Source organism: Marinoscillum furvescens DSM 4134 (assembly GCF_003386095.1).
In the GTDB taxonomy this organism is placed as follows: domain Bacteria; phylum Bacteroidota; class Bacteroidia; order Cytophagales; family Cyclobacteriaceae; genus Marinoscillum; species Marinoscillum furvescens.
Genome location: NZ_QREG01000002.1, coordinates 320,188 through 332,857 on the forward strand (window position 1 = coordinate 320,188; position 12,670 = coordinate 332,857).

Genomic DNA, 12,670 nt, shown 5'->3' on the forward strand with positions numbered 1-12,670 from the left:
ACTACTTGCCTATTTGATCTAAAAATTTCTACTTTTGCAATCCAATTCAGGAACAACAACACGGTTTCTGGGTTTGTCCGCCGAGAAGGACGCTAAACATTCTCTGGTTTCTTGGCCTATGGTGTAAAGGCAACACGCCTGCCTGCCGGCAGGCAGGTCTGATTAAAATCAGACTTATTCCGGCAGAAGTGAATGGTTTGGCACTTTAATCTCAAGCTATCTTATTGGCCTATGGTGTAACTGGCAACACGTCTGATTTTGGTTCAGAAGAGTCTAGGTTCGAGCCCTAGTAGGCCAACTAATCCCGATCCGACGATCTTACATTGAGGATCGGGATTTTTTATTTAAAAGCAAGATATCCATGTCCTCAGTCAAAATTTTTGCGGGTAAAGGCACCAATGATTTAGCATCTCGAATCGCAGAAATTTACGGCAAACCCCTCGGAAAAAGTACCTCTCAGAAGTTTAGCGATGGAGAGCTCAACTTCAACTACAACGAATCTATCAGAGGCACCGATCTTTTCATCATACAGTCTACCACTCCCCCATCAGACAACATCATGGAGCTACTCCTGATGATCGATGCGGCGAGACGCGCAAGCGCGAAGTATGTCACTGTAGTAGTCCCATACTTTGGCTATGCACGACAAGACCGAAAAGATCGCCCGAGAGTTTCCATAGCTGCGAAACTTATGGCCAACCTGCTCACAGCAGCAGGAGCTAACCGGCTAATGACAATGGATCTGCATGCTGGTCAGATTCAGGGGTTCTTTGATATTCCGGTAGATCATCTGGATGGCACCGCCATCTTTGTTCCGTACATCAAGCAGCTCAACCTGGATAACCTGGTATTTGCTTCTCCTGATGTAGGGGGTACGGCAAGAGCAAGAAGTTACGCCAAGCACTTCGAGGCAGACATGGTGGTGTGCGACAAGCACCGAAAAAGAGCCAATGAAATAGCGTCTATGCAGGTAATTGGTGATGTAGATGGCAAAGATGTCATCCTCGTAGACGACCTGGCAGATACGGCCGGCACCATTTGCAAAGCAGCCAACCTGCTGAAAGAAAAAGGTGCAAACACCGTAAGAGCCATATGTACACACCCGATCCTTTCGGGCAAAGCATATGAAAACATAGAAGCTTCCGAACTGGAAGAGCTCATCACCACTGACACCATCGCCCTCAAACAAAAGAGCGACAAAATTAAGGTGTTGACTGTAGCAGACCTTTTTGCGAAAGCTATCCGAAAAGTGCACGACCATGAGTCTATAAGCGCACTATTCATCTAAATTTGTATTTTCTAAACAATTAATAAATAACAATTATGAAAACTGTTGAGATTGTAGGGTATAAAAGAGCGAATCTCGGCAAGTCCGAAGCAAAAAAACTAAGAGCAGAAGGTATGGTACCTGGCGTACTGTACGGTGGAGAAGAGCAAGTGCACTTCTACGCTCCTATGATTTTGTTTAGAGAACTTGTTTATACCGACGAAGCACACTTTGTAAACCTAAATATCGAAGGAGACACTTACGAAGCGATCCTTCAGGACATCCAGTTTCACCCTGTGAGTGAAATCATCATGCACGTGGACTTCCTGCAGCTATTTAGAGGCACTAAGATCAAAATGGACATCCCTGTGCGTCCTGTTGGTACACCTCCTGGCATCCAGCAAGGTGGTAAGCTTATCCGTAAGCTGCGACTAATGACTGTGAGAGCATTGCCTAAGGATATGCCTGAGTACATCGAAGTAGATGTATCGAAGCTTGGCCTTGGTAAGTCAGTAAAAGTGGGTGAAGTACCTACCGAAAACTTTGAAATCCTGAACAGCCCGCTCGTGACCATCATGGGTATAGAAGTACCTAGAGCACTTCGTGGCAAGCAGGTGGAAGATGAGGAAGGTGAAGAAGAAGGCGAAGAAGCAGCAGCTGAATAAACCTTTTCATCAAACGTCACTAAATCCTACTTTCGGGCAACCGGAAGTAGGATTTTTTTTTGACTAAATACCGCGCTACTCCCCCAACCAATCCTTTATTACTTTTGCTGCCCATCAAATACAGACTTCAATCTCATGAAATACCTCATAGCCGGACTTGGAAATATTGGTCCTGAGTACGAACTCACCCGTCACAACATTGGCTTTCTGGTACTGGATAGACTTGCAGACCAGCAAGGTGCAAAGTTTGAGCATGGCCGCCATGCATTCTTTACAGAGTTCAAATACAAAGGCCGCACCATTCATCTCATAAAGCCAACCACCTACATGAACCTGAGCGGCAAGGCTGTAAACTACTGGCTAAAGGAACTGAAGATTCCTAAAGAAAACCTTCTGGTGATCACTGATGATGTAGCCCTGCCCTACGGGAAAATCCGCCTCAAGGGCAAAGGATCTGCCGGAGGGCACAACGGCCTCAAAAACATTGAGGAATTGACTGGAGGCCAAAACTACGCACGGTTGCGCTTTGGCGTGGGTGATGATTACCCTAAAGGCCGGCAGGTAGACTATGTACTGGCACCATTTAACAAGCAGGAAATGGACGAGCTGGTACTCAACATGGACCGGGCTATCGACGCTACTCTTGCCTTTAGCACCATTGGTCTCGCACGCACCATGAACCAATTTAACTAACACCCTATGACTGAGCACCTCACAACCCTGGGCATACAGATCGTACCCAAAAGCAAAAACCTCGACACCTACCAGCTAGTAGATGCTGCGATAGAGGTGATTAGCCGGTCCGGCATTACCTACCAGATCACCCCGTTCGAAACGGTGATGGAAGGGCCGTATCCTCAGCTAATGGAAATAGCCGAACAAGCTCAAAAGGCCGTACTGGACGCAGGAGCAGATGAATGCCTGGTATACTATCGCATACATTATCGCAAAGACGCTGACGTCACATTCGCCGAAAAAAGGTTGGATAGATAGGCCTTTATGGCATATTTTTATCCAGAACCTAATTCACATTTTATGAAAATTGGCTTGCTTACACTGGTGTTGAGCCTAATGTCAGTCACGCTTTCTGCCCAATCAAACGTAAGCGACAACTTGCAACACCTCCATCAAGCAATCAACTCTGCGGGCAATTCAGATGAACAGATAGCGCACACGATCGCTTTTGCCATAGCACTACCCCCACAGCAAGTAGACAGTGTGCTCGCCATACGCGAAACTTTGCCCAGCATAGCCACATCCTACAAGGGCATCCCTATCGCTACTGTACAAGACTATTTCACCGGCATCTATTACCACAAGAGACGTAGGCTGGACAGCCTTTACCACTACTTTAACAAGGTAGCTCCCGAATTTAAAGGCCGCGACACACGCTCTTACCTGTGGGCACTCAATCACATAGCCGTCTACCACGCTCGTACAGGTGCCAATGACAGTGCCATTTATTACCTCAAAATTTCTGAACCCCTGGCACTTCGTGAAGAGCCAACTACCTTGAAACGCATTTATGGCAACCTGGGCATTTTCTATCGAAAAGCTAAAAACTATGACAAGGCGCTTGAATACTTTGATAGGGTTTTTGCGCTACCAGACGCCAACCGGATGGATTCAGTAATTGCCTATATGCAGCTAGGCAGCATCATGGTACAGCTGGAGCGTTACCCTGAAGGCAAGTCACACTTCATGAGCGCCTACCAAATAGCCCCCAACAACTCGCAATTTCAAGTAGCAGCGCTCAACAACGTGGCGAGCATATTGCGATCTACTGATGCTAAGGACTCAGCACTCTCCTACTACAACCAGGCCTACGACATCATCACCCGGGCACCAGATGCCCGACAGCTTATCATCAAAAACCGTCTAATGGCCGCTGACATTTACCTGGACAACGGTGAACTTACAGCAGCACGCCAGAGCATTCAAATCGCGGAAGACTCACCTCTGAGAACCAGCCCGATGGAAAACAAACACCTGGCCTACCTCTGGAGCAGGTATCATTACGAAAAACACCAATATGATTCTGTTATTCATTATGCCAAGGGCTTTTTGGCAGATGCCGAAAACCTGATAAGCTCTAATCGTGAGATCGACTTTGGGGGGTATTTTGAACTAATAATCAGCACCTATGAACATCTAGGAGATCAACAGGGAGTCAATACCACATATGCCGCCTATGTAGGACACCTCAAAAACAATGATTTGGCTCAAGCCAAAAGAGAACTGACAGACCTCAAAATAGCGTACGAAACCCAGGAAAAAGAAGAAGCTTTGCAGGCAAGCCGCGACCAGCTAGCGGCCAACCAGAAAATCAACTGGCTGCTAGGAGCGAGTTTTGTCATGGCGCTGTTTGCCCTACTCACACTGGCTTATACCTTCACATCAGTTCGCAACAAAAACCAACAACTGGAAGCGCAAAATCAAAAAATCAAAATCCTCATTCGCGAACTCCACCACCGGGTAAAAAACAACCTACAAGTAATATCCAGCCTCTTGGGACTCCAATCACTCAAACTTGAAGGTGAAGAAGCTAAAGCTGCATTTGCAGAAGGAAAAAGCCGGGTAAATGCCATGGCCATGATCCACAAAAAACTGTACCAACAAGAAGGTCTGGAACAGGTGAATATCCATGATTACCTGGAAGAACTGGTGCGAAACCTGAAGCAGAGCTTTGACTCAGAATCAAAAGTGAAAGTAAACATGGATGTAGCCGAGGCACAGTTTAACATGGACAAAGCAATACCTGTAGGACTGATTCTCAATGAGCTCATCACCAACTCCTTCAAATATGCTTTTGACAACATAGAGCAACCGCTAGTAGAGGTAAGACTGCTACAAACCGACAAACAATTTCAACTGGATGTAATGGACAATGGCATTGAGCTTGATCAAAACTTTGATGTAAACAATGCCTCTTCCTTTGGGCTGCGTCTGGTGCATTTGCTGGTGGATCAGCTGGGTGGTAGCATTCGCCTTCATCAGGCCAACCACACCAAAACATTTTCTATAGAGTTTAGCTAAATGACCCAACACAAACGCATCATAGTAGTGGGTGGCGGAGCTGCAGGATTTTTTACAGCGATCAACATTGCCGAGAAGCACCCGCGCTATTCTGTGACGATTCTCGAAAAATCTAACAAACTACTGAGCAAGGTAAAGGTCTCAGGCGGTGGCCGCTGCAATGTCACTAACGCACGTCATCGCCCGGGCGAGCTCATAGACTTTTATCCTCGAGGACAAAAGAAACTTTATAAGGTTTTTGAGCAGTTTACCACCAAAGACATGGCAGACTGGTTAGCTCAACATGGGGTAGAAACTCATACAGAAGCCGACCAGCGCATGTTTCCAGAGAGCAACTCTTCCCAAACAATCATCGACTGCTTTTTGGCTACAGCCAAAGCCAATGGAGTAAATATCTGCACCCAGGAAGCGGTAATGGCCCTGACTCCCACTGGAAACCTGTGGCAAGTACAAACGAAAACCCGCACACTGGAAGCGGATGCTGTAGTGATGGCCGGAGGCAGCAGCACGGGTCTTTGGCGGATACTAGGAGATAGGGGACTAAAACTATCTCCTGCGGTACCTTCCCTGTTTACCTTCAACATCAAAGATCCACGCCTGCAGGGACTGATGGGTGTGAGCTTTGAGCAGGCAAGCGTACGGATAGTAGGTAGTAAGCTGACCGACACAGGGCCTATGCTCATTACTCATTGGGGGCTGAGTGGACCAGCCATACTCAAACTATCCGCGTGGGGTGCACGAGAGCTGGCAGAGAAAAACTACCACTTTGAAGTGCTGATCAACTACCTGGGAGAGACTCCTGCAGATGATGTGAGGAATCAACTCAACACCACCAAGCAAAATCACCCCAACCGAAAAGCAGGCAACTACCCTCTGGAAGGAATTCCCAGGCGATTTTGGGAGCGTATACTCCAGATTGGAGGTATCCAGGAGAATCAGACATTTGGTGAACTAACCAAAAAACAAATCAATAAACTGGTAGAAGAACTGTGCCAGGGGCGCTACTCGGTATCAGGCAAAAGTACGTTTAAGGAGGAGTTTGTGACCTGTGGAGGCGTAAAACTGAGTGAAGTAAACCTTCAAACATTCGAAAGCAAAAAGCACCCTGGACTTTACCTGGCTGGAGAACTGCTCGACATAGACGCCCTTACGGGTGGCTTCAACTTTCAGGCCTGCTGGAGTGCTGGATGGATGATATCGGAAGCGATCTAATCTCTGCTTCGTGGCATAGCGGGCGTTGACGCAAATAAATCTCAACTTTCTCGCCAGACCTTTCACCCCGAAATGTCTAACCTTATTTTCTCAAAGTATATCGCGAGAAAATCAACCGATTGCAGATCTAACCAATTATCGTATTCAGGCTAACATGAACCTATCATTCCTAGAAAACAACATATCTACTCACAAGCCTTTCTCTGTTTTACGCAACCGATTGATTTTCCAATCGAGAACAGCTACCTTGCATGACAATTGTACATACAAACAAAATACATCACATGAACTACAGCAGTGTAGCAGGGAAAACGGTAGTGATTACGGGCGGGTCTGGAGTATTGGGCAGCTCAATGGCTCACGCTTTCGCAAAGGCTAAGGCAAAATTGGTCGTACTGGGAATGACTGACACCAAGATAAAGCGTACTGTTGCGGAACTACAAACCATAACGGCTGATGTGATCGGTGTAAAAGCTAACGTTTTAAATCCTACTGAGCTCCATGAAGCCAAAGAAACCATCCTCAACCGCTTCGGCCAGATAGATATTTTGATCAATGCTGCTGGTGGCAACACCCCTAAAGCTACACAACCGGAAGGTCAATCCATCTTTGACCTTAACCTTCCGGACATAGACTTTGCGATAGACCTCAACCTAAAAGGAGCCATCTACCCTTCTTTGATATTTGGGGAAGCCATGGCTAAAACTGGACGGGGAAGCATCATCAACATCTCTTCCATGGCCACCTACTCTGCAATCACACGCGTAATGGGCTATTCAGTAGGCAAGTCTGGAGTCAATTCCTTCACCCAATGGCTGGCATGTGAACTGGCTGATAAGTTTGGTGATAAGGTAAGAGTCAATGCGATAGCTCCTGGATTCTTTTTAGGTGATCAAAACCGGCGATTACTACTCAATGAAGACGGTACACTAACCCCACGCAGTAAAAAGGTAATTCAAAAAACCCCGATGAGAAGGTTTGGGGACATTAAAGAACTGAATGGCTTAGCGCTATTTTTAAGTTCAGACGCGGCTAGCTTTATTACGGGCACCATCATTCCGGTAGACGGAGGATTTAGTGCTTGTAGCGGAGTGTAAAAGGATTATTAAGTTGGTCCAGAGTAAAAAAAATGCCCCGGAAACCACTCCGAGGCATTTTGTTTGCCGTATAAAATCAATCAACTAACCAAACCAAAAACCGGCAAACGAACATCACTATGAAAAACTTGATGTAAAAATGAACCGATCTTGATTCAGTTGCGCCCGCAACTCGTTACACTCAGTGGAATTCACGATCAGCTCTTGCAGCTGGCAGTTGAAAGGAAAGATATCTACCATCATCTATTGTCCATATCTGCTCCAGTAAAATCCATTTCATTACCTGTATTTCTAGCTAGTTTTATCGATCAATTAGCATACAAGTACTAAAGGATATGAATCAGGTTTATCATTTTTTCAAATTGACGTTTTCTGTTGTCTTCATATGGATCATCAGCATCCATAGCAACGCTCAAAAGCAGACTCCTCAGCGTCCGAATATTGTTTGGATAGTCATGGAGGACATGTCTCCACAGTTTTACGGAGCCTATGGAAATACTGCCGCCAATACTCCCGTGATCGATTCGCTGATCAACGCCGGTATTCGGTTTGATGCGGCATTTTCTACCGGAGCAGTATGCTCCCCCAGTCGGTACAGCATCATTACGGGCACACGTACCAATGAGTACGGCACTGGTCATCACCGTTCCAACTACCCCATTCCTACTTCCGTAAAACCCTTCCCGCATTTCTTAAAAAACGCAGGCTACCACACTTCCAACAACTCCAAAAGAGACTACAACACCTCCGAAAGATGGAGAATCACCCGTGAGGCATGGGTAGAGAGCTCCGCAACAGCTGGCTGGTGGAACCGAACCGAGGACCAACCCTTCTTTTCGGTATTCAACTTCAACAACTCGCACCAGTCCAGAACATTTACCAACCCGTACAAAAACTACAAAGGACGCATCCTGGACCAGCTTTCACCAGATGAGCGCATAGCCGATGAAGCTATCATCCTACCTGACTACTACAAAGACACCCCCGAAATGCGTCGTGAGCTGGCTCGGACTTACAACGCACTGAAAAAAATCGACAATGAGATAGACACGCTGATGAACAAATTGAGGAAAGAAAAGCTGGTGGAGTCCACCATCATTTTCATCTACTCAGACCATGGTGGCGGTGGGCTCCGCACCAAAAGTAAGGGCATTGCACTAGGCCATCAGGTGCCTATGGTGGTAATTACCCCTCCGGCATACGCTCACCTCAACCCCTTTAAAAACCAAAAAGCCACATCACAGCCCGTAACTTTTGAAGACCTGGCCCCTACCATACTGGCACTAGCGGGCCTGGACGCACCGGATTACATGACGGGTAAGGCTTTTCTAGGTGAAGCCCCAGAAGCCCAACAATACGCATTTACCTCTGCCGACCGATGTGGTGAAGCCTACAACCTCACGCGTTCTGTGAGTGACGGACGCTATTATTATACCCGATCATTTTACCCAAACAGACCAGCATACAGCTATCAAAAATACTTTGACTATGCTGCGAGCAGGCAGCTGATCAGATCGTATCACATGCAGGGCCAGCTAAACCCTATCCAGGCTATGCCGCTGCAAACCAAACCCACTGAAATGCTCTATGACCTAAAGGAAGACACCTGGCAAACGAACAATCTGGCGGCCAATCCAAAATTCCGAAAGGTGAAGAAGAAGCTGAGCAAAGCACTGGACAACAAACTGCGATCAGCCAAAGACGTGCTGTTCCTTCCAGAATGCACGCTAGACTCCATTAGCAAGACCACTACTCCGTTTGAATACAAATCCTCTGATGCCTATGAGTTTGAAGCCATCTATGACATGGCCAGTCTAGTCGGAACAGGTGACAAATCCATCAAAAAACAACTTCAAGGGCTCGGCAATGAAAACCCCATTGTGCGCTACTGGGCTGCACTCGGACTTTCCGCACAAGCTAAATCAGACCTAAGCCCTTTCCAATCTCAACTTAAAAATCAGTTGACCGACGATTTTCCTCCTGTACGCATCCAGCTTGCAGCTCTGCTCCTCAGTCATTTCGGGGACCCGGATGCCCGGGCGGTTCTGACCAGCTACATACATCACGACAACACGTACTTATCCCTGCAGGCTGTTCAGGAAATTCTCTATTTGCCGAAAAGCGAATCCGTTCTTTTCATGGAAGAAATCAAAAAACTTCAGGGAAAAGAAGGCTTGTCCGGACTCCTATCAGAAAGCATCGACATGTATCGCTACTTGCATGAAGGTAGAGAGCTGGTTTACAAAACGCACTGGTAATCAGCTAGGGCGCGGTATTGAAACAGGCTGCCGGGAGACCGGCAGCATTCACCAAATTTGGTTCTGCTACATCACTCCATGCAAAGCGTACGGCAGCTGGGTTGCGCACCTCTTTAGCCCATACATGGACCTGGCCGTTTATTATTTTCGCTGTAGCGGAAAACCACTCTCCCTGCTCGTTGGACACTTCAAAGTCACGCAAAGGACCATCCACGCTTTTTAGCCCTTCGGCAAAAGCAAAATTCACTACCACTTTGCGGCGATCAATTGTATGGCTTTTATAAACCGGACCAGAATAGGCCACATCCACCTGATAGTCTTTGGCCAACGCCCAGGCAGCCAGTCGCTCGCCAACTTGTCGTTTACTGCGCGGATGAATATGACCTAAATCTCCCAGATCGTTGGTAACCACCATGCCCGTATAAGGAATTTCCATGCATTCGGCCTGTGCTTGTTTCAGGTAAGGCACCAGCTCACGCGCACTCCAGTACTTATATGGAGCGATTTCGGAGAAATAAAAGGGCATCTCATCACCCCAATGTGACCTCCAGGTATTGATGAGCTTTGCCATCACCTGAGGATAAGTCTCCGGACGGAGCCTATTGCTTTCTCCCTGGTACCAAATGGCACCCTTCAGTGCAAAATGACGCAATGGATAAATCATTGCGTTGTAGGCTTTACCCGGCAAGGAAGGCCACCGATTTCCTTCCTTCAAACCAACAAAAGGGCTTGTAAGCAGTGAATCACCCAAAACCGAATCTGCCGGCATCCATACTTCCGCATTGGTGCCTCCCCACGAGCTAGCGATCATACCTATGGGCCTGCTTAGGGTGCTATGGAGCCTGTCGGCAAAAGCGTATGCCACAGCTGAAAAATCCCGAACAGATTCTGAAGAACAAACTTTCCACTCACCCTGCACATCAAGCTGCGGCGCATCAGCAACGCGCTTTTGCACCAGAAACAAACGGATTTCCGGTTGATCAGCCTGCGCGATTTCTTCACGAAAATTGGTCATACCCGGAAAACCAGCATGAATGGAGTCTACAGGCATTTCCATATTGGACTGGCCGGATGCCAGCCATACCTCACCGATCAGGACATCTTTTACCACCACAGTATCATGTCCTGCAATGTAAAGCGTATGAGGCCCGCCAGCTTTAGGTGTGGGCAAAGCCACTTTCCAGTCGCCACGAACAGCCTTCGTAGTAACCGTGTCACTCCCCCAACTGGCCCAAACTCGAATAGCTTCATTGCTCCGGCTCGTCCAGCCCCAAATCTGAGCGGTGGTCTGCTGCTGCAGCACCATATGGTCACCTATGATAGCTGGTAGGGTGATTTCAGCTTTTGCTGTAATGCTTAAAAAGATAAAAAGACATGGAGTGCACCAAAGACGCAACCAACAAGCTGTAGAATAGAAAAATGGCATATTGAGTGATGAGTTAATGAACTACGTAAACTTAACGGAAAACAGACCACCGCTTAGCGGGTAAGCCTCCAACTGCTCATCTGACATGCCATATCGTGCCGTGGTGATAAACAGCTGGTTTTGATCAGGTCCACCAATAGTACAGGAAGTGACGTGAGGTGCAGGAACGCTCACTTCGGCTATCTGCTCACCAGTAGCAGGATTGAAGCAGCCAACCCGATAGCCACCCCAAAATGCGATCCAGAGATTACCTCGCTGATCCATGCACATACCATCGGGAAGTGCTTCTCCATCAGTGAAGTCCAGCACCACTTTACGGTCAGACAGCTGCAACCGATCCTCCTGATAGCGATAACGGCAAACTGTCTTTTCTAAAGAGTCTATGTGATACATGTACTCTTGATCCTGACTCCAGCAAAAACCATTAGGCACAGAGAGTTTGTCCAGCACGCTATGCAGCTCCCCATTAGTATCCAAACAGTAAAATGCTCCCGCCTTTTGGCGAGCATCCACTTGCATTGTACCGAGCCATAGCCTTCCGCTACGATCCATTTTCCCTTCATTGAAACGTATATCTTGTTTACCAATAGGCAGGCGCTGAAATGGCTCCCATTTCCCAGAGGTAGTATCCAAAGAGATGATTTGCTGATGCGCCGCTACCAACACCTGATCTCCATCTTGAGGAAAAAGCGCACTCGGAAACAGAGGTGTTATCCACTGTTGATGGCTTTTGGTCTCTGGATCAAAAGTGTGTACGCGCGCTTTGTCTATATCTACAAAATAGAGTCTTTGCTGGGCCTCATGCCAAATAGGGCCTTCACCAAGTGAAGCTTTGAGGTCGAGTTCTAATTGTGCCTTTAGTGATTTCATATGGATGGGTTAATATCTTACCGACCTTAGGTCTGAGTTAGTATTTCACATATCTTGCATGATGGTGCTCCTACCTCCGTCTATGAGATAGGTCACACCGGTGATAAACTGAGCAAAATCGCTTGCCAGAAACGCACAAAACGCCCCTATCTCCTCGACCGTACCCAGGTGCTTGACGGGATGAAGTTCTACCACCTTTTTGCGGGCTGCTGCCGGATCATCAAAGGACGCAAACCAGTTTTCGCCACCCTCTGTCTCTACAAAACCCGGAGCCAGCCCAACTGTGCGAATTTCAGGTCCCCAATCGAGTGCCAATGTGCGCACTAAACCTGTCAAAGCCGTTTTCGTAACATTGTAGGGAAAACAATTGGGCAAAGAGCTATAAGCATGATTGCTGGTCATGATCAGGATCACTCCTTTTGTCTTTCGCAAATGAGGCTGAGCCAGCTTGCTCAAATGCCAATGTGCTTTGAGGTTGAGGTCCATGTTGAACTCCCATCGCTCATCGGTGCATGCTTCAGGACTTTCAAAAACATTGGCTCCAGCATTGGATACCAGTATATCTATGCGCTCGAAACGGGCCACCGAAGATCTCACAAAATCCGTAAGCGCTTCTTGACTGGTTACATCAGTTTGCTGATAAAATGCCTTTCTGCCCTCGCGCTCTACCAAAGCAACAAAGTCTTTCGCTCCCTGATCTTCAGCCTCAGAAGTGCCACAGCCTGCCACATGGCAGCCGGCTCTGGCCAGCATCAGCGCCACACCTTTTCCTATACCGGAAGTCACTCCGGTAACGATCGCTACTTTATCCGTGAGGTCTATTGCTAATGACATAAGCG

The 12,670-nt window shown here is 47.4% G+C and carries 11 protein-coding genes and 1 tRNA gene; 9 read left to right on the forward strand and 3 right to left on the reverse strand.

All coding sequences use genetic code 11. From position 1 onward, the window contains the following. Positions 1 to 225 precede the first annotated feature (225 nt). The 9 genes from C7460_RS03710 (at position 226) to C7460_RS03750 (ending at position 9,535) form a co-directional block, all read left to right on the forward strand. Positions 226 to 298, forward strand: a tRNA-Gln gene (locus tag C7460_RS03710). Between the two features lie 63 nt (positions 299 to 361). After that, positions 362 to 1,288, forward strand: a complete 927-nt coding sequence (locus C7460_RS03715; protein WP_115866727.1) for a ribose-phosphate pyrophosphokinase — start codon at positions 362 to 364, stop codon at positions 1,286 to 1,288. Positions 1,289 to 1,323: 35 nt separating this feature from the next. Then, positions 1,324 to 1,932, forward strand: coding sequence for a 50S ribosomal protein L25/general stress protein Ctc (locus C7460_RS03720; RefSeq protein WP_115866728.1), 609 nt, complete (start codon positions 1,324 to 1,326; stop codon positions 1,930 to 1,932). A 135-nt stretch (positions 1,933 to 2,067) separates the two neighbouring features. Next, complete coding sequence (gene pth / locus C7460_RS03725) at positions 2,068 to 2,625, forward strand: aminoacyl-tRNA hydrolase (protein ID WP_115866729.1); 558 nt, start codon at positions 2,068 to 2,070, stop codon at positions 2,623 to 2,625. 6 nt (positions 2,626 to 2,631) lie between these two features. Next, positions 2,632 to 2,925 (forward strand): thiamine-binding protein, encoded by a 294-nt coding sequence (locus C7460_RS03730; protein ID WP_115866730.1) that lies wholly within the window; start codon positions 2,632 to 2,634, stop codon positions 2,923 to 2,925. Between the two features lie 42 nt (positions 2,926 to 2,967). Then, positions 2,968 to 4,968 carry a tetratricopeptide repeat-containing sensor histidine kinase gene (locus C7460_RS03735; protein WP_170147871.1) on the forward strand — a complete coding sequence of 667 codons (2,001 nt, stop codon included), beginning with the start codon at positions 2,968 to 2,970 and terminating at the stop codon, positions 4,966 to 4,968. Beyond that, positions 4,969 to 6,180 (forward strand): BaiN/RdsA family NAD(P)/FAD-dependent oxidoreductase, encoded by a 1,212-nt coding sequence (locus C7460_RS03740; protein WP_115866732.1) that lies wholly within the window; start codon positions 4,969 to 4,971, stop codon positions 6,178 to 6,180. 284 nt (positions 6,181 to 6,464) lie between these two features. Next, positions 6,465 to 7,277 (forward strand): SDR family oxidoreductase, encoded by an 813-nt coding sequence (locus tag C7460_RS03745; protein ID WP_115866774.1) that lies wholly within the window; start codon positions 6,465 to 6,467, stop codon positions 7,275 to 7,277. 335 nt (positions 7,278 to 7,612) lie between these two features. Beyond that, on the forward strand, positions 7,613 to 9,535 hold the full coding sequence (locus tag C7460_RS03750; protein WP_115866733.1) for a sulfatase-like hydrolase/transferase: 1,923 nt from the start codon (positions 7,613 to 7,615) through the stop codon (positions 9,533 to 9,535). A 4-nt stretch (positions 9,536 to 9,539) separates the two neighbouring features. On the opposite strand, the gene C7460_RS03755 is transcribed toward C7460_RS03750, so the two are convergent. From C7460_RS03755 to C7460_RS03765, 3 genes are read right to left on the reverse strand one after another with little or no spacing between them, the layout of a single operon-like run. Beyond that, positions 9,540 to 10,961, reverse strand: a complete 1,422-nt coding sequence (locus tag C7460_RS03755) for a sialate O-acetylesterase (RefSeq protein ID WP_115866734.1) — start codon at positions 10,959 to 10,961, stop codon at positions 9,540 to 9,542. Positions 10,962 to 10,982: 21 nt separating this feature from the next. Continuing rightward, positions 10,983 to 11,831, reverse strand: coding sequence for an SMP-30/gluconolactonase/LRE family protein (locus C7460_RS03760; RefSeq protein ID WP_115866735.1), 849 nt, complete (start codon positions 11,829 to 11,831; stop codon positions 10,983 to 10,985). Between the two features lie 45 nt (positions 11,832 to 11,876). Further along, positions 11,877 to 12,665 (reverse strand): SDR family NAD(P)-dependent oxidoreductase, encoded by a 789-nt coding sequence (locus tag C7460_RS03765; RefSeq protein WP_115866736.1) that lies wholly within the window; start codon positions 12,663 to 12,665, stop codon positions 11,877 to 11,879. Positions 12,666 to 12,670 lie beyond the last annotated feature (5 nt).